A 24,748-nucleotide genomic window follows, 5' to 3' on the forward strand; every position below is an offset into this window, starting at 1 on the left:
CCCTCTCGAATCGGGCACCGCGGGGCAGTCCCCCCGCAAGGTCAAGTATGTTCCCGGTCCCGTTCATTCATCCGCCCGCGGCGGCGTGTGCGCACCGTGAGGGGAGTGATCCTGGCTTATCTTCGCCACGAATCCGACATCCGGAGTAAATATGAATAAAACGGATGAACTGGTTGGTGTGGCGGAAGAAGCGGCGCTCGTCGCGCCGGCCGGCCATCAGGGGCGCCGCGTCACCGGACGCCCCCTGCCCCTCGTCGTCCTCATCGCAGCCGGCTCGGTGGCGGTCCTCTCGCTCACCGGCGTCGGGTGGCTGAGCCGGCCCGCCGTCGCGGCCTGGCGCACGGTCTGTCTGGCCATCACCGTCCAGGCGCTGCCCTTCCTGCTGCTGGGCACGGTCCTGTCGGGGGCGATCAATGCGTTCGTACCGGCCGACCTGTTCACCCGGATCCTGCCCCGCAGGCCCGCACTCGCCGTCCCGGTGGCCGGCGTCGCGGGGGTCGTCCTGCCGGGCTGCGAGTGCGCCTCGGTGCCGGTCGCGAACAGCCTGATCCGCCGTGGTGTCACCCCGTCCGCGGCCTTCGCCTTCCTCCTCTCCGCGCCCGCGATCAACCCGATCGTGCTCACCGCCACGGCCGTCGCCTTCCCGGGAAACCCCGCCATGGTCGCGGCCCGACTGCTGGCCTCCCTGGTCACCGCGGCCGCGATGGGCTGGCTGTGGCTCTGGCTGGGACGCGAGGAGTGGCTGCGGCCGGCAGTCCGCCACAGCGGCCACCGGTCGGGACACAGTCGTCTGCGGGAGTTCCGCCTCGGCTTCCAGCACGACTTCCTGCACGCCGGCGGCTTCCTGGTGCTGGGCGCCATGGCCGCGGCCACCTTCAACGTGGCCGTGCCGCGCTCGGTCCTCGACACCTTCTCCGGCTCGCCCTGGCTGTCGGTGCTCTTCCTGGCCGCGCTCGCCGTCCTGCTCGCCGTCTGCTCGGAGGCCGACGCGTTCGTCGCCGCCTCGCTCACCGGCTTCTCGCCCACCGCCCGGCTGGTGTTCATGGTGGTCGGCCCGATGGTCGACCTGAAGCTGATCGCCCTTCAGGCGGGCACGTTCGGCCGGTCCTTCGCCTTGCGCTTCTCGACCGCGACCACGGTGGTGGCCGTGGCCGCCGGGGTCCTGATCGGAGGAGCACTGCTGTGAAGCGCCACGCCCAAATCCTGCTGCTGGTCCTCACCGGCCTGGGGCTGCTGCACGCCTCCCTGTTCAGCGACCTCTGTCTGCGCTACGTCAAGGAAGGCCTGCGCCCTCCGCTGATCGCCTCCGGGGTACTGCTCCTGCTGCTGGGCCTGGCGGCAGCAGCGCTGGACCGCGCGGCCACCGAAGCCGACGCGCATGCACACGGCCACGACCACTCCACCGCACCCCGCATCGCCTGGCTGCTCTTCCTGCCCGCGCTCAGCCTGCTCCTCTACGCCCCGCCCGCCCTCGGTGCGTACACGGCCTCGCACGCGAGCAACAAGGCCGTGCCGAAGGCGCAGCGGTTCGATCCACTGCCCGCGACCGGTCCGCTGCCGATGACCCTCACCGACTTCATCGCCCGGGTCCAGCAGGACCGGGAGCAGGCCGTCAGGGGCCGCAGCATCCAGATGACCGGATTCGTCACCCCGACGGGGCAGGGCGGCGGCTGGTATCTCACCCGGATCATCTTCACCTGCTGCGCGGCGGACTCCCAGTCGGTCAAGGTCCGCATGTACGGGACCGCCGCACTGCCGGCCAACACCTGGGTGGCCGTCACCGGGACCTGGCACCCCAAGGGCACGCTCGGCACGAAGTCCGCGACGGCGGCCCTCGACGTCCACCGCGCCGAGCGCGTCTCCCCGCCGGTCAACGCCTACACGGACGACCTTCCGCTCACGCCTTCGTGAGGGCGGATCCAGCTCCTCGAACAGGGTCGACGACGGCGGCAGCGATCCTGAACCGTTCGTCGAGCGCCCACCAGATCTCGTCCAACAGGCCCGGCCCGTTCCCGGCGTCGACCGTGACCTCGGTGAAAGGAGCGGCAACCAAGACCTGTTCGCCGTCGGAGTCGTAGGTGGTCAGCAGGACCGCCTCGCCCGGTTGCAGATCCTGTACGGCGAGGGTCATCACGTTGCTGGTCGGGCGTGCGGCGCGGCTGGGACGGGCGGCCCCGAAGACGGTGGTGCGTCCGCCGTCGCGGCTGATCAGCGCCGTGAGGCGGGAGGTGCGGATCGGGGGGTCGGGTTCGTACTCGAAGCCGCTGACCGCCTCGGTCGGCGAGGCTCCCGCCCTGAGCCGTTCCGCGGCCTGGGACACCTGCTCTCCGTTGCCCAGCACCAGCCAGTCTCGCGTGGTCGTGGCGGCGGCGTAGTGACGCAGGGGATCGCGCACTTTGGGGATGAGCGGCCCCACCACGAGGTCGTCGTCGATCAGCCGGAGCGCGCGCTCGCGTGAGGCCGGGCTGCGGCCGGTGAGGAAGTAGCCGCCCAGCACGGCCCCGGAGCGGGTGCGGGCGCACAGGACTCCGCGGCCGGGGTAGGGGTTGGCGGACAACAGGTCATGAAGGGTTGGCATGCTGATGCGCTTTCTGGTCGGGGGGAGGGGCCGGCAAGGCGTCGCTCAGTGGTGGAAGAGCCTGAGGCCGGTCCGGACCAGGGCGATCCCGTGCTCGCGGCAGGCGTCCTCGACCTCCGCGGAGCGGATCGATCCGCCCGGCTCGGCGATGTGGTCGACACCGTGCCGCTGTGCGTGGTCGACGTTGTCGCGGAACGGCAGAGCACCGTCCGAGACGAACGCGACCCCTTTCAGGCGTGCCGTCCACTCGGCGCGGCTGCCGGCCGTGAACTCCGGCACCGGCTGCGACAGTGCGGCGGACAACCTGGCCCTCTCGTCCGCCGTGAGGTCACCCTCGATGAAGCGGATCTGCCAGTTGACCCGGTCCTGGCGCCGGACGCCCGGCCGGAAGGCGAGCGCGCGCACCACCGGATGGCGCCGCAGCCACCAGGTGTCGGCCTTCGCCCCCGCAAGCCGTGTGCAGTCGACACGGGACTGCTGTCCCGCGCCGATGCCCAGTGTCGCCCCGTCACGCACGAAGCACACCGAGTTCGACTGCGTGTGGCGCAGCACCACCAGGCCCAGCAGAAGGTCTTCCACGGCCGTCGCGGGAAGTGTGCCGCACACGACGTTCTCCAACAGCGTTTCCGCACACGGCACTTCGTCCCGCTGCTGACTCAGCCGCAGACCGAAGACCTCGCGCGTCTCCCGCTCCGGCGGCACAAAGGCCGGATCCGCCTCCAGGACGAGGAAGCGGCCGTTCTTCTTCCTGCCGAGTCCGCCGACGGTGCCCGGCGCATAGCCGGGCGCGACGATGCCGTCGCACACGACGGGGGCCAGCAGTTCGGCGAGCTCCTCGTCGACCGGGTGCGACACGGCGGCGAAGTCCCCGTAGGACGACTTCGGGTCCGCGTCCCGCGCGCGCAGATACGCACTGGTCAGGGCACCGACCTCGGCCTGGTCGACACCGTGGAGCCGTGCCGTCACCTCGTCGACGGGCCCGGCCACGGCCGCACCGGCGGGTGAGACGTGCTTGAAGGAAGCGGCCGCCGGCCGGCCGAGGGAGCGGCTCGCCTCCCGTACCAGCTGCCAGCCGTTCAGGGCGTCGAGCAGGTTGATGTACGACGGGCTTCCATGCACCACCCGAACCGGCCACCGGCCGGGCCGCACCGGAGTGGCATCCGCCTGCTGCTGCGGGTTCATTCCGTACCGCAGATCCACGTCATGGCCTCCTCAGCGGGAACATCACTGACGGAGGCGCCCAGGCGGTCGACGCTCACGCTGAACCACGGCCGCTCCCCGGTGGTCGTCCACCCTCGCCAGTCGCGGCCGGACCTGACTCTACCGGCAACACATGACCGGCAGGGCCCGTCATCCCGTCCCGCTCCGGTGGCAGAATCGGCCGCGTGGACCGGGGGATCCTCGAGCGCGAGCCCGAGCTGGCACGGCTGGCCACGGCCGCACGGGAGGCGGCCGACGGGGCCGGTTCGGTGCTGCTCGTCTTCGGTGAGGCCGGAATAGGCAAGTCCAGCCTGGTCAGAGCCATGCCCGACCGGCTCCCAGGGCAGGCCCGCGTGCTAGTCGGACAGTGCGACGACCTCGCCACCCGGCGCCCCCTCGGGCCGTTCCGCGACCTCGTCGGCAGCGTCGGCGCCGAACTCGCCCGCGCGGTCACCGAGGGCGGCGACCGCCACCGCGTCTACGAGGCCCTGCACGGAGAGCTGGCCGTGACCCCGCACCCTGCGGTACTCGTCGTCGAGGACGTGCACTGGGCCGACGAGGCCTCCCTGGACGCCCTGCGTTTCCTCGTCCGGCGCATGGAGCGGCTGCCCGCCCTGCTCGTCCTCACCTACCGCGACGACGAGCTGAGCCGCGGACACCCCCTGCGCCACCTCCTCGGCCAGGTCTCCCGCGCACCCCGCGTGCACCGCCTGCCCCTGGCCAGGCTGTCACTCGACGCCGTCCGCACGCTCAGCGCGGCCGGCCGGCTCGACCCGGCCCAGGTCTACGAAGTCACCTCCGGGAACCCCTTCTTCGTCGCCGAGGTCCTCGCCTCCGGCGGCACCGGGGGAGTGCCCCCGACCGTCGTCGACGCCGTGCTCGCCCGGCTGCGCGGACTGGAACCCGCCGTCGTCGACGCACTGGAGCAGCTCGCCGTCGTCCCCTCGGCGGTCGAACGCCCACTGGTCGACGCGCTGCTCAAAGGCGGGGTGACCGTCCTTGCGGCGGCCGAGCAGCGCGGGCTGCTGGCCGTGAGCCCGGACCGGGTGGCCTTCCGGCACGAGCTGATCCGGCGGGCGGTCGCCGACTCCGTGCCCACCGCCCGGCGCATCGACCTCGACCGCAACGTCCTCGCGGCCCTGGTGGCCCGGCCAGGTTCCGACGCCGCCCGCATCGTCCACCACGCCGCCCAGGCCGGCGACCAGGACGCCATCGCCCGCTACGGACCCGACGCCGCCCGCGACGCCGCGGGAGCCGGCGCGCACCGCGAGGCCGCCGCCCAACTGCGCCTCGTCCTGCAGCAACGGCACCGCTACCCTCCGCCCGACCTCGCCGACCTGCTCGAACGCCATGCTGTGGAGAGCTACACCATCGCCGACTCGGCCGCCGCCGTGACCGCCCAGCGCGAGGCGGTCGCCCTGCGCCGCTCCCTCGGCGACACCTTCGCCCTCGGCGCCGACCTGCGCTGGCTCTCCCGTATCCACTGGTGGGCCGGGGACGCCGACGAGGCGCAGGAGGCCGCCCGTGAGGCCGTCGCCGTCCTGGAACACGCGGGCGACGACCGGCTGCTGGCCCTTGCGGTCAGCAACATCGCCCAGCTGCGGATGCTGTCCGATCGCTATCCCGAGGCCGTCGAACACGCCGAACGGGCCATCGTGCTAGCGCAGAAGACCCAGGACGCTGCGATCCTCTCGCACGCCCTCAACAACATGGGCACGGCCCGCTGGCGCGGCGGAGACCCCGGCGGGCGCCGCCAGCTGGAGGAGAGCCTCGAGGTCGCCCTGGACGCCGGGGAGGTCGAGCACGCCTGCCGCGCCTACGCCAATCTCATCTGGACCCTGCTCGACCACCTGCAGTACGCGGAGGCGGACCGTTTCCTGCCCCCGGCCATGGACCTGGCCGACCGGGCCGAACATCTCGGCTTCCTCACCTATCTCCATGTAGAGCTGGCCATACGCCGGCTGGCCGCCGCCGACTGGGACGAGGCCGAGCGGCATGCGGAGTTCGGCATCCACGACTTCCTGCCCGCGCGCTGCCCGGCCCTGACCGTCCTGGCCCGGGTGCGCACCCGCTGCGGCCGTCCCGGCGCCGATGAACTCCTCACCGAGGCCCAGGAGATCGCCGTACGCACGCGGGAACTCCAGCGCACCGGGCCCGTCGCCGCCGCGCTCGCCGAGGCCGCCTGGCTGCGCGGCGATCACGCCGCCGTCGTCGAGGCCGTCGCCCCCGTGTACGCCCAGGCCCGCCATCTGGCCGGTGTCCCCTACGGCGCCGAACTCGGCTACTGGCTCACCAAGGCCGGACACCCGGTCCCGGCGGACGACTCGGGACATCCGTATGCGCTGCAGTCCCGCGGGCAGTGGCGGCGTGCCGCGGCCCTGTGGCACACGGCGGGCTGCCCCTACGAATACGCCGCCGCGCTCGCCGAGAGCCCGGAGCCCGCCGACAAGCTCACCGCCCTCGCCCGGCTCGACGCGCTGGGCGCCGAGCCGCTGGCCCGGCTGGTCCGCACCGAACTGCGCGGCCTCGGCGTGCCCCGCATCCCGCGCGGCCCGCTCGCCGCCACCCGCGGCAACCCGGCCGGCCTCACCGAACGCCAGCTGCAGGTCATCCGGCTGCTCGCCGAGGGCCTGACCAACTCCGAGATCGCCGCCCGGCTCGTCGTCTCCGTCCGCACCGTCGACAACCACGTCCGGGCGGTCCTCGACAAACTGGGCGCCCCCACCCGGCGGCACGCCGCCGCCCGCGCCGCGGAGCTCGGACTGCTCACCGAGGGCGAAACGTAGGTATCCCGCGGGCCCGAGCTGGGTGATGCCCGCGGATGCCCGGGCGGGCGCAACCCGAGTAGAACGTGCGGATCGACCCGACTCCGAAAAAACGGGGGATATCCGCATGTCCAGCACACCCATCCAGGCGGCACGCAGGGAACTGGCCGACTTCACCGGCGAGTTGATCGGACCCGAGGACTCCGGCTACGAACAGGCCCGCACCGTCTACAACGCGATGATCGACCGGCGCCCGGCCCTCGTCGCACGCTGCGCCGACGCGAACGCCGTGGCCCGCGTGATCGGCTTCGCCCGCACGCACGACCTGCCCCTCGCCGTCCGCGGCGGCGGCCACCACGGTGCCGGCCTGGGCACCGTCGACGCAGGAGTGGTGGCCGACCTGTCCCTCATGAAGGACATCCAGGTGGACCCCGCGGCCCGCACCGTCCGGGTCGGCGGCGGCTGCGTCTGGGGCGAGGTGGACCGCGCCACCCACCCGCACGGCCTCGCCACGCCCAGCGGCATCGTCTCCACCACCGGCGTCGGCGGGCTCACGCTCGGCGGCGGACTCGGCCATCTGACCCGCAAGTGCGGCCTGACCATCGACAACCTCCTCGCCGCCGACATCGTCCTGGCCGACGGCCGGCAGGCGCGTGCGAGCGCCGACGAGAACACCGACCTGTTCTGGGCCGTCCGCGGGGGCGGCGGCAACTTCGGCGTCGTCACCTCCTTCCTGTTCCGGCTGCACGAGGTCGGCACCGTCGTCGGCGGCCCGACCTTCTGGCCCGTCGAGATCAGCCCCGAAGTCCTCTCCGCCTACCGGGACTTCCTCCCGAACGCACCACGCGACCTCAACGCCTTCTTCCTGTACGGCACCGTCCCACCCGCCCCGCCGTTCCCCGAGGACCTCCACCTGCGCAAGACGGCCGGCGTCGTCTGGTGCTACGCGGGCGACGACCCCGAGGCCGCCGCACGTGAGATGGCCCCGCTGCTGGACGCCCTGCCGACGCCGATGCTGCACGCCGTCGGACCGATGCCCCACCCCGACCTGCAGTCCATGTTCGACGCGCTCTACCCGCCCGGCCACCAGTGGTACTGGCGGGCCGACTTCGTCGACGAGATCCCCGACGAGGCCGTCGAACTCCACGCCAAGTTCGGTGCCGAGGTGCCGACGGTCCAGTCGACCATGCACCTGTACCCGATCGACGGCGCCGCCCACGACGTCGGCCCCGACGAGACCCCATGGGCCTACCGAGGCGCCCAGTGGTCCACCGTCTACGCCGGAGTCGACCCCGACCCCGCCAACGCGGACCTCGTCAGGCGCTGGACCGTCGACTACTTCGAGGCCCTGCACCCGTACTCGGCGGGCGGCGCCTACGTGAACATGATGATGGACGAGGGCCAGGACCGCGTCCGCGCCGGCTACCGCGGAAACTACGACCGCCTGGCCCGTATCAAGGCCGACCGCGACCCGGACAACGTGTTCCGCCTGAACCAGAACATCCGGCCCAGCTGAACCGGGCCCGGATCACCAGGTGTCGACGAACGGGCGGTGCCCCGCCTCCGGGACAGGGCACCGCTCCAGCGCCGCAAGGATCCAGGCCCGCGACCCGGCCGGGTCGATCACCGCGTCGATCTCCAGCGCGGCCGCCGCGTTGACCGCCTTCCCGCGTTCGTACAACTCGGCGACCCGCTCCTCGAAGACACGCGTACGCTCGGCCGGGTCGGCGATCGCGGCCAGCTCCCTGCGGTAGCCGAGCCGCACGGCACCCTCAAGACCCATCCCGCCGAACTCGCCGCTCGGCCAGGCCGCCGTGGCCAGCGGCACCCGCGTCGAGCCGCCCATCATGGCCATCGCCCCGAGCCCGTACGCCTTGCGCAGCACCAGACTCACCAGCGGCACCCGCAGATTGGCACCCGTCACGAACAGCCGCGCGAAGTGCCGTACGGTGGCGGTCCGTTCGGCGTCCGGGCCGACCATGAACCCCGGTGTGTCGCACAGCGAGACCACCGGCAGCCCGAACGCGTCGCACAACTGCAGGAACCGTGCCGCCTTGTCCGCCGCGTCCCGGTCGATCGCCCCGCCCAGATGCGCCGGGTTGCTGGCCAGGAGCCCCAGCGGCCGCCCCTCGATCCGTACGAGACAGGTCAGCACACCCACGCCGAACTCGGGCCGCAGCTCCAGCACCGAGTCCGTGTCCGCGAGCCCGGTGACGGCCGCCCGCACGTCGTAGGCCCGCCGCCGGTTCTCCGGCACCACCTGCCGCAGCAGCCGCTGATCCGGCGCCTCCCAACTGCCCTGCACCCCTTGGAAGTACGACAGATAGCGCCGCGCCACCCGCACGGCCTCCGCCTCGTCGGCGACCGCGAGGTCCACCACACCGTTCGGCACCTGCACCGACAGCGGCCCCACCTCCTCCGGCCGGAACACGCCGAGCCCGCCGCCCTCGATCATGGCGGGCCCGCCCATCCCGATCGTCGCGTCGGGCGTGGCGATCACGACGTCGCAGCAGCCCAGCAGCGCCGCGTTACCGGCGAAACACCGCCCCGAGACGATGCCGACCAGCGGCACCAGCCCGCTGAGCCGCCCCATGCGCTGGAAGGTGGTCACGTCGAGGCCCGCCACGGCCGTGGTGTCGGTGTCCCCGGGCCGCCCGCCGCCGCCCTCCGCGAACAGCACCACGGGCAGCCGCCGCTCCTCGGCGAGCTCCAGCATCCGATCCGTCTTGCGATGGTTCTGCAGCCCCTGGGTGCCGGCGAGAACCGTGTAGTCGTACGACATCGCCACGCACGGCAGGCCGTTGACCCGCCCGGTGCCGGTGACCATGCCGTCGGCCGGCGTCGACCGGATCAGGTCCTCCAGAGAGCGGCGGGCGCGCTGGGCGGCGATCGCGAGGGCGCCGAACTCGGTGAAGGTGCCCGTGTCGCACAGGTCCTCGATGTTCTCGCGGGCGGTGCGCCTGCCCAGGGCATGCCGCCCCGCGACCGCCTCCGGCCGGTTCTCGTCGAGACCGAAGGAGTGCCGCCGTACGACCTCGGCGAGGTCCGCACGCACGGCATCCGGATCAACCGGCTCCGCCGCTGGCCCCTCGCCCTGTGCGCCGGTGAGGTCGTCCAGGCCGGCCAACGGGGAGCCCGCGCCGACCGTTTCACCCACGCGCGCGTGCACCAGCCGTACCACGCCGGCCCCGGGAGCCCGCACCACGTGCTCCATCTTCATCGCCTCCAGCACCAGCAACTGCTGCCCTGCCCGCACCGGTTCACCGGGGGAGACGTCGACGGAAACCACAGTGCCGCTGAGCGGCGCGACGACCGTGCCGTCGCCCGGCGCCTCCTCGGGAACGACGTGGGCCTGCGCAAGCTCCGCCACCACCCCCGTGTGCGCCCAGAACCGCGACAGCGCCAGCACCTCCCGCAGCAGCGGGATCCCCGTCCGTACCCCCTCCACCGCGAACTCGCCCAGCGCCCGCCGCGCCCGCGCACAAGCCGCCTCCGCATCGCCCGCCGGGACATGCGCGACCACCTTGGCGAGCAACGGGTCGTAACGGACCCCGACTTCGGCCCCGACGCGGATCGCCGTGTCAACGCGCACACCGGGCCCCGAGGGCAGGTCGAACCGCGTGATCCGCCCCGCCCCCTCGGCCGTGACCCGCGCCTGCACGGCGAACCCGCCCGGCGCGGCCGGCGGCCCCGTGAGCCCCAGCTCCTCCAGCGTGGCCCCGGCCGCCAGGCGCAGCTGCACGGCGACCAGGTCCACCCCCGTCACCTCCTCGGTGACCGTGTGCTCCACCTGAAGCCGCGGATTGGCCTCGATGAACCAGAACTCCCCGCCCCCGAGCATGAATTCAAAGGTGACCAGGCTCGAGCAGCGCGCGGCGCGGGCCATCCGCAGTGCGGCGCCGAGAATCTGCTCCCTGGTGTCCTCGGAGAGGTCGGGCGCGGGCGCGATCTCGATCACCTTCTGGTGGCGGCGCTGCGCACTGCAGTCCCGGTCCCACAGATGTGTGACGGCGCCGGCCGTGTCCCCGACGACCTGGACTTCGATGTGCCGGGCGCCCTCCAGCAGCCGTTCCGCATACAACTCGCCCCGCCCGAAGCCCTGTCGGGCCTCCGAGGCGCATCGCTCCCAGGCCTCGTCCAGCTCCTCGGCCCGCCGCACCACCCGCATGCCGCGTCCGCCGCCTCCGCCCACCGCCTTGATCATCACGGGCCCGGCGGCCAGCAGCTCCCGCGCCCCGTCCGGGCCGTCGGCCCCGTCGAGCACGGGAACCCCCGACGCGGCGGCGAACGCCCGCGCCCGCGCCTTGTCCCCGAAGACCGCCAGCACCTCGGGCGAGGGTCCGACGAACGTGACCCCCGCGTCGGCGCAGCGGCGGGCGAAGTCCGCGTCCTCGCTCAGAAAGCCGTATCCGGGGTGCAGGAAGTCGCAGCCGGTGCCGCGGGCGGCGGCGAGCAGTGCGCCGCCGTCGAGATAGTCGCCCAACGGGACGGCCTCGTCGGCCAGTCGAGCGTGTGCGTCGTCGCCCTCGGCGTACACCGCGACCGAGCGCAGCCCGGCCTCCGAGGCGGCCCGCAGGACGCGTACGGCGATCTCCCCGCGGTTGGCGACGAGCACGGCGGCAGTACCCATGGGAGCCCTCCCCGGACCTCGGCGGTCCTCATCGACCGGCTCCGCCATGCTCATTGACATTGACGTCAACGTCAATACGCTCACGGTGTGGCACGCACACGCAAGGCCTGGGCGGTCCGCACCGCCCGCGACCGCACCGAGGCACCGGCCCGTGCCCGGCTCCTGGACGCCGCCGAGGCCGTCTTCGAACGGCTCGGCCTCGGCCCGGCCACCGTCGCCGACATCACGGCGGAGGCGGAGGTCTCCCGGGCGGGCTTCTACGTGTACTTCGCCTCCAAGGAGGAGATCTTCCGCGTCCTGGCGGTACGGGTACGGGACGCGTTCCTCGCCGCTCAGGAGGTCCCGGGCGTCGACACGGACGACCCGCACGCCGTCGCCGAGGCGTCCATCGGCGCCTTCATCGCCGCCTACGCCCGACACCAGCCGCTGCTGGGCCTGCTGGAGCAGCAGGCCCGCACCGACCCCACCATGGCGCAACTGTGGGACGAGATCCGCGAACGGCCCGTCCACCGCCACGCCCGCTACATCCGCCGCCTCTCCGAAGCCGGCCTTGCCGCACCGGCCGCCGAACCCCTGGCACTGGCACGCGCGGTGGGCGGCATGTGCGTCGAGTTCGCCCGCCGCGTCGCCACCCACCCCGGCACCTACGAGGACGCCGTACGCGACGTCACCGCCATGTATCTGCACCTGCTCGGAGCCGACCGGCCACGTCAGGAGTAGCCCCGTACTGCCGTACGCCCAGCACCAGGGCGGCTCATTTGCGGGCCGCTCGGCCGATCGACTCGACCAGTGGCAGCAGCCGCTGCGGGACGCGCTCGCGCAGCGCCACCTCGGTGCGGGTGCGGACGACGCCGGGCAGGCTGATCAGCTTCTGGATCACGTCCTCCAGATGGGCGTTGTCCCGCGCCACGACCCGGGTCAGCAGATCGCCGCCGCCCGTGATCGAGAAGGCCTCGACGATCTCCGGCACGGAGGCCAGCGCCTCACCCACGTCGTCCAGATGCCCCTGCGTGACCTCGATGTGCACGAAGGCGAGCACCGGGTGGCCGAGCGCGGCGGGGGAGAGGGTCGGACCCGTTCCGGTGATCACGCCGTCGCGTTCCAGCCGGTCGAGGCGGGCCTGCAGGGTGCCGCGGGCGACGCCCAGAATCCGGGCGTACTCGCGCACGCTCGTGCGCGGCTGCTCCATCAGCAGCCGCAGGATGCGGGTGTCGAGCTCGTCGACGGCCATGGTGCCCGGTCTCCTCGTGCATGGTCCGTTGGCTCGCTCCTGGCCGCCGACGGACCGATATGTCTGTGCCAATGGTCCAGCTTATTCGATGCCGCTTGAGCCAGCCGACGCCTTGATGCTGCAATGTTCGCGTCGATGGCGCTGCGGACCCCGCGGCGCCTTTTTCATGCCAGTGACGTCGAGGGGTGGGGAGCAGTGCTGAAGAGGGTGTTCGTGGCGCCGGATCCGGGCCGGATGCGGTTGCGCTTCGCCGCGCGGGCCGTCCTCGGCATCGCGCTCGCGGTGGTCGTCTGCTCCCTGGCCGGGCTCTCCCTCGTCGGTGCCGTCACCGGTGGGCTCGCCGCGTTGCTCGCCCTGTTCACCGTCACGGACGCCACGGTCCGCGGGCAGGCCGTCACCACCGCGCTGCTGCCCGCCGTCGGACTGCCGGTGCTCGCCGCCGCGGCCCAGCTGCACGACCATCCCGTGGCTCGCGACCTCACCTTCCTCGCCGTCATCGGCGCGGGCGTGTACGCGCGCCGCTTCGGGCCGCGCGGGCACAGCCTCGGTGTCTTCGCGTTCATGACCTTCTTCGTGGCGCAGTTCCTGCACGCCACCACGGACCGGCTGCCCGAGCTGTACGCCGCCGTCCTGCTGTCCGTGCTCAGCGCCTCCGCGATCCGCTTCGGCCTGTGGTGCTACGAGGGCAAGCTGCCCCCGGCACCCGTGCCCGCTCCTCCCGCCGGCACTGGCCTGGCCCGTGTGACCACCCGCCAGGCCGTCCAGGCCACCGCGGGCGCGGGCTTCGCTCTGGTCGTGGGCCAGCTGGTGTCCGGGCAGCGCTGGTACTGGGCCGTCGGCGCCACCTGGTGGATCTTCGTCAACACCGCCTCGCGCGGCGAGACCCTGGTCCGCGGCTTCCGCCGGGTCCTCGGCACGGTGATCGGCATCGGCCTCGGCCCGCTGATCGCGGTCCCCCTGCACGGAGCCGCCCTTCCCACGGCGGCGCTGCTCGCCGGCTGTGTCTTCGGCATCTTCTACACGGCCGCGGTGTCGTACACCTGGATGATGCTCTGGGTCACGCTCCTTGCCGAACTCCTCTACGGCCTGCTGGGCGTGCTGACCCCGGGCCTGCTCGCCCTGCGCCTCGCGGAGACCGGCGTCGGCGCGCTCGGCGCCGTACTCGCCGTGCTCTTCGTCCTGCCCGTCACCACGCACACCATCACCGACGCCTGGATCCAGCGCGCCCTGCGCTGCGTCCACGCGTGCACGGCAGAGGCAGCCGCCCGCCTCGCCGGCTCCACGGACGCCGACCCGGCGCGCAGGATCGCGGAACTGGAGCAACTCCTCGGCCGCGTACGACTGGCCGTCGCCCCCCTCGTCCACCCGCTCAACCCGATGCTCGGCCGCAAACGACGCGCCCGCCGGGTGCTGGACCTGCTCGACGACTGCGCCCGCGAGACCCGCGGCCTGGTCGCCGTCGCCGCCGACCCGGAGGCCTCCCACGACGCCCGGCTGGCAGCCGCCTGCTGGCGCGTGGAGGCGGCGGTGGAGGCGCTCACCGGTGGCGAACGCGCCCGCCTCGACATCGCCGCCGAGGCCCCCGCGGCGGAACCCGCGCTGGCCCACCTGCACGGCCTGGAACGGGCCCTCGCGGAACTGGCCACACCACTGCGGACACCGTCGGGTTCGCCGCTCGTGGGGGCGTGAGCCCCCGCCGTCATCTCACGAACAGCTCGTCCGCTACGCCGGCGACCCGCGCAATGCCGGCATCACCCCCCTCTCCGCCTCGGCGGCTGAGTCCCGCCGCTTCCTCGACCACCTCGGCCACGAGGAGCCCTAGGCCGCTGGGTAGGCGCCGACTGGTGGCGGATCGTGCCGCACCTGCGACACCGGGCCCGTGGCGGGGCAGGAGTCTCGGTTGCGGCCTGGTCAAATGGCCCGCATATGGTCTAGACCGCCGGTGATCGACTGCTAACGTCGCCCCGACGGCACAGGACCGAGAGGGGACAGCGGTGACAGACGGCGGCGGGCGGCGACGGCGGGCCTTCATCGGGTCGTTCACGGCGGCGGGAGGTCCTGGGATCGTGACGGTGGCCGTAGCCCCGGACCGCGGTGCGCTGACCGTGCTGAGCAGCGTGGACGGCGTGCCCGACCCCTCCTACCTGGCTCCGGCACCCGACGGGCGGACCCTCTACGCGGTCAGCGAGACCGCCGAGGGCGCGGTGGCCGCGTACCGGGTGACGGCAGACCGGCCGGAGAAGACAGGCGCGCCGGTCCCGGTCGGCGGCAACACCCCCACTCACCTCAGCGTCTTCGACGGGCACGTCCTGACCGCCAACTACGGCTCCGGCAGCGTCACTGCCGTGCCCGTCCGCTCCGACGGCGCCCTCGCCGACGTCGCCTCCGATGTCCTTCAGCACAAGGGCTCGGGCCCGCACACCCTGCGCCAGCAGGGGCCGCACGCGCACCAGGTGCAGCCCGACCCGAGCGGGCGGTGGGCCGTCAGCGTCGACCTCGGCACGGACTCGGTCCGAGTCTGCACGCTGACCGGCGGCCATCTCGAAGTGCACCGGGAGATCGCCCTGCGGCCCGGCTCCGGGCCGCGCCACCTGGCCTTCCACCCGGACGGCACGCGCGCGTACGTCCTCAACGAACTGACGCCGACGCTCACCGTCTGCCACTGGGACGCCGTGACCGGTTCCCTGGAACCGCTGACCGAGCGGCACGTCCTCCCCGGCGCCCCGACCGGCGACGCCTACCCGTCCGGCATCGTCGCCTCCCCCGACGGCCGCTTCGTGTGGACCGCCACCCGCGGCGAGGACGTCCTGTCCACGTTCGCCGTCGAGGGCGACGAGCTCCGCCTGATCGGCACGGTCCCCTGCGGCGGCCACTGGCCCCGCGCGATCGCCGAGTCGGACGGATTCCTCTACGTCGCCAACGAACGCTCCGGCGAGGTGACCTGGTTCGCCCTCGACCCCGCCACGGGCCTGCCACGCTACGAGGGTTCCCTGGCGGTCCCTGCGGCGTCCTGCGTGGTGTTCGGCTGAGAACAGAGGCGATGCGGCGAGCGCAAGCAGGTCGGTCGGTGTGGCCGCGCCCCGAAGGGGCGCGGGGCTGTATCGATCTGCGGCTCCGCCGCGTGGGCGCGACCGGCCACGACGGCGACGCAGACGATCGACGGCATATCGCCCCGCGGCGGTGACGCAGACCGGCTACTCCCGGGAGCGCCTGGCAGTCCGGCGCACGCCGAAGGGCCCGCTCCGGTGCATGGAGCGGGCCCTTCGTGTATGTGTGCAGCGGCGCCGCGCACGCCTCAGCGCACCGGCGCCCCCTGCGGCTGCGGCGGAGCGATGCCCAGGGCCGTCGTGTACTTGGCCAGCGCGAGCTTGCCGATCGCCGGGTACGGGCCGAGCGCCTCGGCGGCGGAGCAGCCCGCCTCCTTGGCAGCCTCCTCGACCAGGCCCGGGTCGATCTCCGGCCCTATCAGGTACGGCGCGAGCGCCAGCTGCTGCGAACCCGAGCCGCGCAGCTGCTCGGCGACAGCCGCGATCGAGCCGTCCTGGTCCAGCGCCGCCGCCATCACCGGCACGGCGAGACGTGCGGCGAGCAGCATGCCGGTGATCCCGGCCGCCTGAACGGCCTCGTCACCGCCCACCGAGGCCAGGATGATGCCGTCCGCCGCCGTCGCCACGGTGAACAGACGGGCGCGGTCCGCACGGGCCAGCCCGGCCTCCGACAGGCGCACGTGCAGCGCCTCGGCGAGCAGCGGGTGCGGGCCCAGCACGTCGGTGAGGTCGGCCGCAACGCGGCTGTCCATCACGGCCTGGCGGATCCGGCGCAGCAGGGCGCCGTCGGGGCCGGCCAGCAGCGGCACGACGACGGCGACGGGGCCGTCCGGCTCCTTGACGTCCAGGCCGGCGGCGCGGGCGTGCTCGAAGCGGGCGGCACGCTCCTCGGAGGCGTGCGCGAGCACGGCCTGCAGCGTGGGGAACTCCGCCTCGTCCCCGTCCAGGTACCCGATCCGCGCATCGAGGCCGGGCAGCTCGGAGCGGGCGATGCTCACGACCTCCTCGGCGAGGCTGCGCGTGACGGCGCCGGGAGCGCCCGGCACCGCGAGGACGAGCGCAGGCGCGCCCTCAGGAGCCGCCAGCGGCTCGGGTCGGCGGTGCCGCCCGGGCTGGCGAGGTCGCGGCATTCGTACTGGCAGGCCGGACGCGGGCCCAGTGGGGGAGCTCATGGCGACGCATGTTACTGGCTTCCTGGGCTCCCCTGTTCGGGGAGGGTGCAGGTGAGCGGTTTCTGTCCCATTTTGTCTGATGAGTTACATGCGGATCAGAAGCTAGGGGCGTACGGGGATCAGCCGTCGTCGCCGGTCATCACGCTCAGCATCGCTGCATCACTCGGGAGAGTGAGCGTTCCCGCCGCGAGATCGTCGGCGATACGCACCGCACCGGCCAGCGGGTCGCCCACGGCCGGCACCAGCGGTGCGTGCGGCAGCCGCTGCGACAGCTCTTGCGCGAGGGGGCCGAGCAGGAGGTCGCCCATCTTGAACAGGCCGCCCGTGACGGCCACTTGAGCGTCTCCCGCGGGCGGACAGACCGCTGCCGCGGACTCCGCCATGTGTCGGGCCGCAGCGCGCAGGATGCCCGCGGCAACCGGGTCGCCGCCGGCGCAGGCGGCCACCTCGGGTGCGAAGGAGGCGAGCACGGCGGGCCGGTCCTGGCGCGGGTAGAGCCTGCCCGGCAGCCCCGGCATCGGACCGAACATCTCCTCGGCGCGGGCCAGCAGTCCGGTCGAACCGCCGGGCCTTCCGTCGAACGCGCGCAGGGCCGCCTCCAGCCCGGCCCGCCCGATCCAGGCGCCGCTGCCGCAGTCGCCCAGCAGATGCCCCCAGCCGTCCGCGCGGCGCCAGCGCGTCAGGTCCGTACCGACGGCGATCAGGCCCGTCCCGGCCGCGACCACGGCGCCTGCGCATGGCCCGAGGGCGCCGACATAGGCGGTGACGGCGTCGGCGACGAGGGCGACGGAGCGGATGCGGAACTCCCGCCCCAGCGCACCAGGGAGTTCGGCACGCAGGGCATCGCCCAGGGAGGCGAGCCCGGCGGCGCCCACCGCAGCCGCGCTCAGTGCGGAGACACCGGTCTCGGCGGTCAACTCCCGCACCATCGGCACGAGTTGAGCCATGAGATGCCCCGGATCGATCCCCCGGGCTCCGGTGCGCACCGGTTCCCGGGACTCCCGCTGGGCCGGCGGACCGCCGTCCGTGCGCCTGACGACGACCCGCAGTCCCGAACCCCCCGAGTCGACCGCGAGGATTCCGGTCGCGCCCGCCCGCGCCTCGTCCCCCGCACCGCTCACGGCAGGCGCCAGTCCACCGGCTGTCCGCCCTGTCTGATCAGCAGGTCGTTGGCCCGGCTGAAGGGACGCGAGCCGAAGAAGCCGCGGTCGGCCGACATCGGGGACGGATGGGCGGACTCCACCGAGGGGAGGCTGCCGAGCAGCGGACGCAGATTGCGGGCGTCCCGTCCCCAGAGGATGGACACCAGCGGCTTGCCGCGCCCGGCCAGGGCCCGAATGGCCTGCTCGGTGACCTCCTCCCAGCCCTTGCCGCGGTGCGCGCCCGGCTTGCGCGGGGCGGTGGTGAGCGCCCTGTTCAGCAGCAGCACCCCCTGCTGCGTCCACGGCGTCAGATCACCGTTGGACGGCTGGGGCAGGCCCAGGTCGGTGGTCAACTCCCGGTAGATGTTGATGAGGCTGCCGGGCAGCGGGCGCACCTCGGGCGCCACCGAGAACGACAGCCCCACGGCGTGCCCCGGCGTGGGATACGGGTCCTGGCCGACGATCAGGACCCGTACCTCGTCGAAGGGTTGCTGGAAGGCCCGCAGAACATTCGCTCCGGCCGGAAGATAGGTGCGCCCCGCGGAGATCTCCGCGCGCAGGAAGTCCCCCATCTCGGCGATCCGTCCGGCCACCGGTTCCAGGGCCTTCGCCCAGCCCGCTTCGACGATTTCTTGCAACGGTCGTGGTGCCACGGGCGTCACCCTACTGCCGTACGGGCAGCAGGGATCAACCGGTGGCCAAGGCCGTGCGCTCCCCCCGCAGCACTCATCCGATCACCGCGGCCCGCACGCACAGCACATCCGGCAGATGCTGGGCCAACTGCCGCCAGCTGTCGCCGTCGTCGGCGGACGCGTACACCTCGCCGTTGCGGTTGCCGAAGTACACCCCGGCAGGGTCCGCGCCGTCCGTGCACAGCGCGTCGCGCAGCACGGTGCCGTAGTGGTCCTCCTGCGGCAGGCCTGCCGACAGCGGCTCCCAGCTCTTGCCCGCGTCGGCCGTGCGGAACACCCGGCAGCGATGGCCGGCGGGCACCCGGTCCGCGTCCGCGTTGATGGGGAACACGTACGCCGTGTCGCCGCGGTGCGGGTGGGCGGCCACGGCGAAGCCGAAGGTGGACGGCAGCCCTTCGCCGATGTCGCTCCAGTGCCCGCCCGCGTCGTCGCTCCGGTACACGCCCCAGTGGTTCTGCAGATACAGCCGGTCCGGGTTGGCCGCGTCCCGCGCGACCTTGTGCACGCACTGCCCGAACTCCGGGTTCGGATCCGGCAGGAACACCGCGGAGACACCGGAGTTCGACGGGGCCCAACTCGCTCCGCCGTCCGTGGTCCTGAACACCCCGGCCGTCGAGACGGCGACCGTCACCGCCCGCGGGTCGCGCTGGTCGGTGAGCACGGTGTGCAGCCCCTCACCACCGCCGCCCGGCACCCACTTCGAGCGGGTCGGGTGCTCCCACAAAGGGCGCACCAGCTCGAACGTCTCCCCGCGGTCCTCCGAACGGTACAGGGCGGCCGGCTCCGTGCCCGCGTACACCACGTCCTGTTCCGCGGCCGCCGGATGCAGCTGCCACACCCGCTCCAGCGAAGCCCCGGTGTCCTTGGGGAACTTGACGGCCGGCTCGGCCGGTTCCGTCCAGGTGCGGCCCAGGTCGTCGGAGTGGAACACGGACGGGCCCCAGTGGGCGCTGTCGCCGCCGGCCAGCAGACGCGGACGGTCGCCGCGGGTGTCGATCGCGACCGAGTACACGGCCTGCGCGTTGAAGTAGGGAGTCTCGTCGAACTCCCATGCACCACCTCGCCGGCGCCCGATGAACAGGCCTTTGCGCGTGCCCACGGCGAGCAGTACCTCGGTCATGCCGAATCACCTCCGCTGTGTCTGTGACGTCTCTGTCCCAGACATCGGCCAGTCTGCACCCCACCACTGACAGCCACCTCTGGGATCGGCATCGCCGCAGGTCAAAGCGGTGTCGGCGGATCAAGAGGCGATGACCGGATCGGTTTGCGAAGACGCCTGCGCGAGCGGGGTGACGCATGCGACCGTCGAGTCGGTGGAGTCGACCTGAGCATCGGGCGGCCTTCGCCCGTATGGGAGGGAGGTTCCGGATGATCGTGCGCTCATGAGGAGGATGCCTTCGATGGCGTTCCGTGGTCCGAAGGTGTGGCTGTGGCGCTGGCGGCGCAATCCGCTGAGGCGTCGCGCCGACGCGGTGGAGGCGTGGGTCGTTCTCGGTACCTGGCTGGTCACCGTTCTGGTCGGCGTGCTCGCGGGTCTGGCGACCACCAGGTCCGTCGAGGACGGTCTGGCCCGCGAGCGCGTCGAGTGGCGGCAGGTCGCGGCGCGGCTGACGGAGAAGGCGCCCGGTTCGGCCTCCGACCACCCCGCCACGTTCAGCGGCGACCGGGTGTGGGGAAACGTGCGCTGGACCGCCCCGGACGGCACCACGCACACCGGTCAGGTCCGGGTCGGCCCCGGCAGCAGCGCCGGCACGGCGGTCACCGTGTGGACCGACCTGCAGGGCCACCTGGTCTCCCGGCCCGCCACCGCCGCCCAGGCCCAGCTGCGGTCCGCCCTGATCGGCGCCCTGGTGGGCATGGCCGCGGCTGCGGTGCCCTTCGTCGGCGGGCGTGTCCTGTGCGGCCGCCTGGAACGCCGCCGCATGTCGCAGTGGGACACGGAGTGGGCCCGCTTCGGACCCCTGTGGGGGCGCAAGACGAGCTGACGAGGACGCCTGCCGGCAGAGCCGCCGGGGGTCGTCGCGCTGCGGGTTCCGGGTCCCTGTGCCATCGTCGTAAGTGACACCCTCGGGGCAGCACACACAGGTGCTGCGTCCGGGTGGAAGTGGTGGCGGTTACTCCAGTTGATGCTGGGCCCCTGGACGCCTCGCGTCGGACAACTACCCTCGCGGACACAACCATTTCTGGCGGAAGGCGGTGCCTCATGGCGGAGCAGACTTCCAGAAGGGGACTGGTCGGCGAACTGTCGGCGGAGTTCCTGGGCACCATGATCCTGATCCTCTTCGGCTGCGGTGTGGTCGCCCAGGTCGTGGCCGCCGGGATCGGCGATCACGACAGCATCGCCTGGGCCTGGGGCCTCGGCGTCACCATGGGCGTCTACGTCGCCGCCCGGCTCAGCGGCGCCCACATCAACCCCGCCGTCACCGTGGCCCTGGCCTGCTTCAAGGGCTTCGAGTGGAAGAAGGTCGGGCCCTACGTCGTGGCGCAGACGGCGGGCGCTTTCGTCGCCGCGCTGCTGGTGCGCTGGAACTACACCGAGGTCCTCGCCAAGGCCGACCCCGGCCACACGATCAAGACACAGGGCGTCTTCTCCACCCTTCCGGGCAACGGCGCCCTGCCCGTGAGCGAACTCGGCGCCCTGCGCGACCAGGTGATCGGCACCGCCATCCTGGTGCTGGTCATCTTCGCCGTCACCGACCTGCTCAACACCCCGCCCGGCGCCAACCTGGCCCCGTTCATCATCGGTCTCCTGGTGGTGGCCATCGGCATGGCCTGGGGCACGGACGCCGGCTACGCCATCAACCCGGCCCGTGACTTCGGGCCGCGGCTCGCCAGCTTCATCACCGGGTACGGGACCGCCTGGCGGGACCAGTACGGCAACATCTACTTCTGGGTGCCGATCGTCGGGCCGCTGGTCGGCGGCGTGGTCGGTGCCGCCATCTACAAGTTCTTCATCTCGCCGTTCCTGACCGGTGAGGAGGAGCAGGAGCCGGGCCGCATCCCGACACCGGACGGCGAACAGATGGACTAGCGGGCACCGCCCGCATCGAGCCGGGCGGGAGGCGGCCTGCACCAGCAGGGCCCGGCACCGTCCGGCCGGCCGAGTACGGTTACCGCCGTACGCACTGGTGTGCGCCCGTTCGCGCAGGGCGCACGGCGGGCGAGGAGCGCCACGGCATGGCCGGGCGGGACAGCGGGGCTACGCCGGCCGGGCCGCCGGGCCGGGGATGCGGCCGTGGCGGCTCGTCGTCACGTTCGGCACGGTCAGCCTGCTGGCCGACTTCGTCTACGAGGGCGCCCGTTCCGTCACCGGCGTCGGCGAGGCCGCTGCGCTGGTGCGGCGGCTGGCCTCCGGGCCGCTGACCGACCGCACCCGCCGCTTCTGGGCGGTGACGATCACTGGATACACGCTCACGGTGGCCTCCGTGCTGGTGCTCGGTCTGGCCGGGGGTGCTCTGGCCGGCGAGCGCGCTGGTGATCGTCGGACGGGTGGGCAAGGCGGTGCGTTCACCGGCCAAGGACACGCTGCTGTCGCACGCCACGGGGTGCGGTCGCGGCTTCGCCGTCCACGAGGCGATGGACCAGATCGAGCTATGCGCCCGCGCTGGGCGTCCTGGCCGCCCCCCGGCGCCGCCGTACTGGCCCTGCTGGTGTGGCTGCGTCATCGGGTGCCGGAACCGGCGGGCCACGAACCCGAGCCGGAACCCGCGGAGGCCGCGGAACAGCCGGGCAGGGCGCGGTTGCCGCGCACCTTCTGGGTGTACGCCCGCCTTCACGGCGGCGACGCCTGCCGGGTTCGCGACCTTCGGTGTGCTCTCCTACCACCTGGTCGAGCGGCAGCTGCCGCCCACCGCCGCGGTGCCGGTGCTGTACGCCGCCGCCATGGCCGTCGACGCGCTCGCCGCGCCGGCCACCGGCAGGGCCTACGACCGGTACGGCGCCGGGACGCCTGCCGTACTGCCCGTCCGCGGCCGGTGTGCCGCTGCTCGCCTTCACCGAAACCGTCGGCCTGACCGTGGCCGGCACGCTGCTGCGGGGCGTCGCCATGGGCGTACAGGAGTCGACCCTGCGGGCCACCCGTCGCCGACCTCGTGCCGACCGGTCGCCGCGCCACCGCGTACGGTCTGTTCGCCGCCCTCATGGGCGCGGCCACGCTGATCGGCGGCATCCTTGCGGGAGCCCCGTACTCCCGCTCGGTCCCGGCGCTGATCATCGTCACCCTGGCCGGTCCAGGCCCTGGCGCTCGTCCTGCTCGCCGTCACCCAGCCGGGGCGTACGTCCTGAAACGCGCGGACGGTCCGCGGGGCGAGCGCCCAGCGGACCGTCCGGTGCGGACTCTCCTAGCTCGCGGCGTGCCCGATGCGCCGCTTGCGGCGGTGCAGGGCGAACGCGGTGCCCGTGGCACCCGCGGTGAGCAGACCCGCGGCCAGGGCTGTCGGGAGCACCGGGGAGGCCGAACCGGTGTCGGCGACGTTCTGCGCCTTGAGGTCCTGGACGTAGGGCGGGTAGGCGCCCTGCGCGGAGACGGCGGTGACCGTGCCGCTGTGGTGCGGGATGCCCTTCACGGACTTGACCGAGCCGTCCGAGTTCAGCAGCACCTGCTTGTTGTTGGGGTGCTTGAAGTCGAACAGGCCGCTCAGGGTGCCGGAGCGCCGGTCGAAGGAGGCGTCACCGATGCGGCCGGTGTGCCAGTTGTTCTCGATGAACCTGGTGATCGACGCCTGCTCGGTGGCGGTGTGATCGACCGAGTTGACCCTGCTGTACGGGGAGATGACCAGCAGCGGCTGACGGGTGCCGGGGCCGCAGCGGTCCGCGTAGCCGCCGGCCGCGGCGGGGCCGGACTGGCAGGCCGGGCTGTCCAGGGCCTTGCCGTTGGAGCCCATCGTGGAGTCCTTGGAGCCGTTCAGCACCTTGGCGGCAACGTGGTCGTACCAGCCGTCGGAGTCGTCGTAGGCGACGACGACCGCGGTGGACTTCCACTGCGGCGACTGCTGCAGCGCGTTGATCTCCTTGACCAGGAAGTGCTGCTCGTCGATCGGGTCCGAGTAGCCGGCGTGACCGTCCTGGTACTCGGCCGCCTTCAGGAAGCTGACCGCGGGCAGGTTGCCGGCCCGGAGGGCGGCGTCGAAGTCCGTCAGGTCGTAGTTGTGGTTGGCCCGGCCGTTGTGTCCGATCTCGGCGATGCTCTTGGGGGCCAGGTGGTGCGGGTTGGACGTCGACTTGTAGTACTCGAACGGCGAGTGGTGCGGGCTGTAGTCCACGGAGGCCGCACCGCCGATGTTGGCGTGGGTGGTGCCGCCGCACTTGGCGTAGTCGCCCTGCTTGCCGTCCCAGGCGGTGCTGGGCCGGAAGCCGCCCTGGAACCAGCCCCAGCTCACGCCCCTGGAGTTGAGCAGGTCACCGATGTTCTTGCCCTGCATGACCGCCAGTGCGTTGGTCGACGTGTGGTCCTTGTCCGAGCAGTCGTCGAAGGCGGGGTCCGGGTCGTTGACCAGCGTGCCGACACCCTTGGCGTCGGGGGAGAGGACCGTGTACGGGTCCGGCTTCGAGGTCTGCTTCGGGTTCTCGGTGCCGGAGGCCGGGTCGACGGAGATCACGCCGTGCGTCTGGCCGGAGATCAGGTTGAGCGCACCAGGGGTGGAAGGACCGTAGACCGAGCTGAACGACTTGTCGTTCAGCGCGTAGTGCTGGGCGTAGTTCCACAGCGCCGTGACGGTGTTGCCGTCGTAGTAGTCCATCACCAGGCCGGGCTCGCCGAAGAGCCCGCTGCACTTGTTGACCTCGGTGTTCTCGACGTACTTGTCGGCCTTGCCGCCGTCGGCCGCGTACTGCTCGGGGCCGTAGGAATGGTTCTGGTCGCAGGTCATGGCCTGCGAACTGGCCAGCCGCTTGGGCTTGTAGAGGTTCGGGTTGTTCTTCAGCAGCCCGGCGTTGAGGAGGTTGTCGGCCTTCGGTGTGTGCGCCGCCGCCTTGAACTTGGTGCCGTCGGTGTTCGCGGCCTTCGGATACGTGGCGAAGTAGTGGTCGAACGAGATGTTCTCGTCGTAGATCACCACCAGGTGCTTGATCGGTGTCGCGGTGTGCACGCCCGAGGCGGCCTGAACGCCGGAGGCCGCCGAGGCGGGGACGGCACCGCCCGCGCTCGCCAGGGCGGCCGCACCGAGCAGGGCACCTACGCGCGTCAACCGGCGCCGCCCCCTTGGAGTTCTACCTGTGCCGATCATGCTGTCTCGCCTTCCGGGAGCACGGAATTCCACTGCAATTCCACCGAATCCACTGCCACGCAATCCG

General features: G+C 72.7%; 19 protein-coding genes and 1 riboswitch. Of the genes, 9 read left to right on the forward strand and 10 right to left on the reverse strand.

What is annotated here, in order from left to right:
- Nucleotides 1-151: 151 nt before the first annotated feature.
- Nucleotides 152-1,186 (forward strand): permease, encoded by a 1,035-nt coding sequence (locus tag ACIBW9_RS09360; protein WP_398952903.1) that lies wholly within the window; start codon nucleotides 152-154, stop codon nucleotides 1,184-1,186.
- Nucleotides 1,183-1,911, forward strand: coding sequence for a TIGR03943 family putative permease subunit (locus tag ACIBW9_RS09365; RefSeq protein ID WP_398952905.1), 729 nt, complete (start codon nucleotides 1,183-1,185; stop codon nucleotides 1,909-1,911). Before ACIBW9_RS09360 ends, ACIBW9_RS09365 begins: the two co-directional genes overlap by 4 nt.
- Here the strand turns inward: ACIBW9_RS09365 and ACIBW9_RS09370 are convergent.
- Complete coding sequence (locus ACIBW9_RS09370) at nucleotides 1,898-2,578, reverse strand: IMP cyclohydrolase (RefSeq protein ID WP_398952907.1); 681 nt, start codon at nucleotides 2,576-2,578, stop codon at nucleotides 1,898-1,900. The two genes, ACIBW9_RS09365 and ACIBW9_RS09370, sit on opposite strands and share 14 nt — an antisense overlap.
- A gap of 45 nt (nucleotides 2,579-2,623) precedes the next feature.
- Nucleotides 2,624-3,778 carry a phosphoribosylaminoimidazolecarboxamide formyltransferase gene (locus ACIBW9_RS09375; RefSeq protein ID WP_398952909.1) on the reverse strand — a complete coding sequence of 385 codons (1,155 nt, stop codon included), beginning with the start codon at nucleotides 3,776-3,778 and terminating at the stop codon, nucleotides 2,624-2,626.
- A 31-nt stretch (nucleotides 3,779-3,809) separates the two neighbouring features.
- Nucleotides 3,810-3,894: riboswitch (ZMP/ZTP riboswitch) on the reverse strand.
- Nucleotides 3,895-3,963: 69 nt separating this feature from the next.
- On the opposite strand from ACIBW9_RS09375, the gene ACIBW9_RS09380 reads away from it, so the two are divergent.
- Together ACIBW9_RS09380 and ACIBW9_RS09385 are read left to right on the forward strand one after the other, a co-directional pair.
- Complete coding sequence (locus tag ACIBW9_RS09380) at nucleotides 3,964-6,564, forward strand: ATP-binding protein (RefSeq protein ID WP_398952911.1); 2,601 nt, start codon at nucleotides 3,964-3,966, stop codon at nucleotides 6,562-6,564.
- A gap of 106 nt (nucleotides 6,565-6,670) precedes the next feature.
- On the forward strand, nucleotides 6,671-8,059 hold the full coding sequence (locus ACIBW9_RS09385; protein ID WP_398952913.1) for an FAD-binding oxidoreductase: 1,389 nt from the start codon (nucleotides 6,671-6,673) through the stop codon (nucleotides 8,057-8,059).
- A 12-nt stretch (nucleotides 8,060-8,071) separates the two neighbouring features.
- Here the strand turns inward: ACIBW9_RS09385 and ACIBW9_RS09390 are convergent, their stop codons facing one another.
- Nucleotides 8,072-11,173 carry a carboxyl transferase domain-containing protein gene (locus ACIBW9_RS09390; RefSeq protein ID WP_398952915.1) on the reverse strand — a complete coding sequence of 1,034 codons (3,102 nt, stop codon included), beginning with the start codon at nucleotides 11,171-11,173 and terminating at the stop codon, nucleotides 8,072-8,074.
- An 87-nt stretch (nucleotides 11,174-11,260) separates the two neighbouring features.
- On the opposite strand from ACIBW9_RS09390, the gene ACIBW9_RS09395 reads away from it, so the two are divergent.
- On the forward strand, nucleotides 11,261-11,893 hold the full coding sequence (locus tag ACIBW9_RS09395; protein WP_398952916.1) for a TetR/AcrR family transcriptional regulator: 633 nt from the start codon (nucleotides 11,261-11,263) through the stop codon (nucleotides 11,891-11,893).
- A 34-nt stretch (nucleotides 11,894-11,927) separates the two neighbouring features.
- Here ACIBW9_RS09395 and ACIBW9_RS09400 read toward each other — a convergent pair whose 3' ends face one another.
- Complete coding sequence (locus ACIBW9_RS09400; protein ID WP_030931193.1) at nucleotides 11,928-12,404, reverse strand: Lrp/AsnC family transcriptional regulator; 477 nt, start codon at nucleotides 12,402-12,404, stop codon at nucleotides 11,928-11,930.
- Nucleotides 12,405-12,599: 195 nt separating this feature from the next.
- On the opposite strand from ACIBW9_RS09400, the gene ACIBW9_RS09405 reads away from it, so the two are divergent.
- On the forward strand, nucleotides 12,600-14,093 hold the full coding sequence (locus tag ACIBW9_RS09405) for an FUSC family protein (RefSeq protein WP_398952919.1): 1,494 nt from the start codon (nucleotides 12,600-12,602) through the stop codon (nucleotides 14,091-14,093).
- 305 nt (nucleotides 14,094-14,398) lie between these two features.
- Complete coding sequence (locus tag ACIBW9_RS09410; RefSeq protein ID WP_398952921.1) at nucleotides 14,399-15,433, forward strand: lactonase family protein; 1,035 nt, start codon at nucleotides 14,399-14,401, stop codon at nucleotides 15,431-15,433.
- 266 nt (nucleotides 15,434-15,699) lie between these two features.
- Here the strand turns inward: ACIBW9_RS09410 and ACIBW9_RS09415 are convergent, their stop codons facing one another.
- The 4 genes from ACIBW9_RS09415 to ACIBW9_RS09430 form a co-directional block, all read right to left on the reverse strand.
- Nucleotides 15,700-16,623: a sirohydrochlorin chelatase gene (locus ACIBW9_RS09415; protein ID WP_398952922.1), complete on the reverse strand. Its 924-nt coding sequence runs from the start codon at nucleotides 16,621-16,623 to the stop codon at nucleotides 15,700-15,702.
- 119 nt (nucleotides 16,624-16,742) lie between these two features.
- Nucleotides 16,743-17,744, reverse strand: a complete 1,002-nt coding sequence (locus ACIBW9_RS09420) for an N-acetylglucosamine kinase (protein WP_398952924.1) — start codon at nucleotides 17,742-17,744, stop codon at nucleotides 16,743-16,745.
- A complete protein-coding gene (locus ACIBW9_RS09425; RefSeq protein WP_398952926.1) occupies nucleotides 17,741-18,418 on the reverse strand; it encodes a uracil-DNA glycosylase in 678 nt (225 codons plus the stop codon). Before ACIBW9_RS09425 ends, ACIBW9_RS09420 begins: the two co-directional genes overlap by 4 nt.
- Before the next feature lie 73 nt (nucleotides 18,419-18,491).
- Nucleotides 18,492-19,577, reverse strand: coding sequence for a WD40/YVTN/BNR-like repeat-containing protein (locus ACIBW9_RS09430; protein ID WP_398952928.1), 1,086 nt, complete (start codon nucleotides 19,575-19,577; stop codon nucleotides 18,492-18,494).
- 280 nt (nucleotides 19,578-19,857) lie between these two features.
- Between ACIBW9_RS09430 and ACIBW9_RS09435 the strand changes: the two genes are divergently transcribed.
- Together ACIBW9_RS09435 and ACIBW9_RS09440 are read left to right on the forward strand one after the other, a co-directional pair.
- A complete protein-coding gene (locus tag ACIBW9_RS09435) occupies nucleotides 19,858-20,442 on the forward strand; it encodes a hypothetical protein (RefSeq protein ID WP_398952930.1) in 585 nt (194 codons plus the stop codon).
- Nucleotides 20,443-20,660: 218 nt separating this feature from the next.
- Nucleotides 20,661-21,488: an MIP/aquaporin family protein gene (locus ACIBW9_RS09440; RefSeq protein ID WP_398952932.1), complete on the forward strand. Its 828-nt coding sequence runs from the start codon at nucleotides 20,661-20,663 to the stop codon at nucleotides 21,486-21,488.
- Between the two features lie 255 nt (nucleotides 21,489-21,743).
- Here ACIBW9_RS09440 and ACIBW9_RS09445 read toward each other — a convergent pair whose 3' ends face one another.
- Nucleotides 21,744-21,872, reverse strand: a complete 129-nt coding sequence (locus ACIBW9_RS09445; RefSeq protein ID WP_398952934.1) for a hypothetical protein — start codon at nucleotides 21,870-21,872, stop codon at nucleotides 21,744-21,746.
- A gap of 925 nt (nucleotides 21,873-22,797) precedes the next feature.
- A complete protein-coding gene (locus ACIBW9_RS09450; protein ID WP_398952936.1) occupies nucleotides 22,798-24,681 on the reverse strand; it encodes a phospholipase C in 1,884 nt (627 codons plus the stop codon).
- Nucleotides 24,682-24,748: the final 67 nt, after the last annotated feature.

Source organism: Streptomyces sp. NPDC049541 (assembly GCF_044465725.1).
Lineage (GTDB): Bacteria > Actinomycetota > Actinomycetes > Streptomycetales > Streptomycetaceae > Streptomyces.

Excerpts from the sequence above, each read along its gene's own strand:
- ACIBW9_RS09385 (WP_398952913.1), top strand. The coding sequence starts at position 6,671 with ATGTCCAGCACACCCATCCAGGCGGCACGCAGGGAACTGGCCGACTTC.
- ACIBW9_RS09450 (WP_398952936.1), bottom strand. The coding sequence starts at position 24,681 with ATGATCGGCACAGGTAGAACTCCAAGGGGGCGGCGCCGGTTGACGCGC.
- ACIBW9_RS09430 (WP_398952928.1), bottom strand. The coding sequence starts at position 19,577 with ATGACCGAGGTACTGCTCGCCGTGGGCACGCGCAAAGGCCTGTTCATC.
- ACIBW9_RS09400 (WP_030931193.1), bottom strand. The coding sequence starts at position 12,404 with ATGGCCGTCGACGAGCTCGACACCCGCATCCTGCGGCTGCTGATGGAG.
- ACIBW9_RS09440 (WP_398952932.1), top strand. The coding sequence starts at position 20,661 with ATGGCGGAGCAGACTTCCAGAAGGGGACTGGTCGGCGAACTGTCGGCG.
- ACIBW9_RS09370 (WP_398952907.1), bottom strand. The coding sequence starts at position 2,578 with ATGCCAACCCTTCATGACCTGTTGTCCGCCAACCCCTACCCCGGCCGC.
- ACIBW9_RS09415 (WP_398952922.1), bottom strand. The coding sequence starts at position 16,623 with ATGAGCTCCCCCACTGGGCCCGCGTCCGGCCTGCCAGTACGAATGCCG.
- ACIBW9_RS09390 (WP_398952915.1), bottom strand. The coding sequence starts at position 11,173 with ATGGGTACTGCCGCCGTGCTCGTCGCCAACCGCGGGGAGATCGCCGTA.
- ACIBW9_RS09360 (WP_398952903.1), top strand. The coding sequence starts at position 152 with ATGAATAAAACGGATGAACTGGTTGGTGTGGCGGAAGAAGCGGCGCTC.
- ACIBW9_RS09435 (WP_398952930.1), top strand. The coding sequence starts at position 19,858 with ATGGCGTTCCGTGGTCCGAAGGTGTGGCTGTGGCGCTGGCGGCGCAAT.